Source organism: Mycobacterium scrofulaceum (assembly GCF_001667885.1).
GTDB classification, from domain to species: domain Bacteria; phylum Actinomycetota; class Actinomycetes; order Mycobacteriales; family Mycobacteriaceae; genus Mycobacterium; species Mycobacterium scrofulaceum_C.
Genome location: NZ_LZJW01000023.1, coordinates 1 through 985, shown reverse-complemented (window position 1 = coordinate 985; position 985 = coordinate 1). Strand labels below are relative to the sequence as shown.

At 69.8% G+C, this 985-nt stretch carries 1 protein-coding gene and 1 pseudogene; one reads left to right on the top strand and one right to left on the bottom strand.

What is annotated here, in order from left to right; genetic code table 11:
- A partial coding sequence (locus A5681_RS02855) for a VWA domain-containing protein (protein WP_156737819.1) occupies positions 1-593 on the top strand: 593 nt, incomplete at its 5' end.
- A gap of 4 nt (positions 594-597) precedes the next feature.
- Here A5681_RS02855 and A5681_RS02850 read toward each other — a convergent pair.
- Positions 598-985: pseudogene (locus tag A5681_RS02850) on the bottom strand (hypothetical protein); the annotation flags it as partial.

Here is a 985-nt window from a genome sequence, read left to right as displayed (position 1 = left end):
ACCTGGGCCTGGTCGGCTTCGCCGGCACGCCGTACCTGCTGGTGTCGCCCACGCCGCAGCACCAGGCGACGATCGACGCGCTCAAGAAGCTCGACTTCGCCGACAGCACGGCCACCGGAGAGGCCATCTTCACCGCCCTGCACGCGGTGAGCGCCCTGGCCATCACCGGCGGCGACACCCCGCCCCCGGCCCGCATCGTGCTGCTGTCCGACGGCGGGGAGAACAAGCCGTCCAATCCCAGCGACCCGCACGACGGGGCCTACACGGCGGCGCGGCTGGCCCGGGACGAGGGCGTGCCCATCTCGACCATCTCCTTCGGCACGCCGTACGGGACCGTCGAGTACGAGGGCGCCACCATCCCGGTTCCCGTCGACGACCAGACGCTGCAGAAGATCTGCGAGATCACCGACGGCCAGGCGTTCCACGCCGACAGCCTGGAGTCGCTGAAGAACGTCTACTCGACCCTGCAGCGCCAGATCGGCTACGAAACCGTCAAGGGCGATGCCAGCCTGGCCTGGATGCTGCTGGGGGCGGTCGCCTTGGCGAGCGCGATCCTGGCCGGCCTGTTCCTGAACCGCCGGCTGCCGTCCTGAGCGATCAGACCGGCAGCCGCCGGTTGATCAGCAGCGCCAACGCCGTCGCGATCAGGGCGGTGATCACGCCCAGGCGCAGCCACCCGGCGCTGCCCGGCCCCGCCACGGTGCGATAGCCGATGTCCTTCTCGATCGCGTTGTAGCTCTTGTTGAGCTCGGCGATGTTGCTGGCGGTGTAGGACTGCCCGCCGGAAAGCTTGGCGATGGTCTTCATCTGGTCCGTCGAGACCGGGACGGCGACGCGCTGCCCGTCCATCTCGATCTCGCCGGTCTTGGTGCCGAACGAGATCGTCGAGATGGGCACGCCCTCGTCCCGGGCCAGCCGCGCCGCCGTGTAGGCCCCGTCGTGCGGGTCGCTGGGATTGGACGGCTTGTTCTCCCCGCCGTCGGAC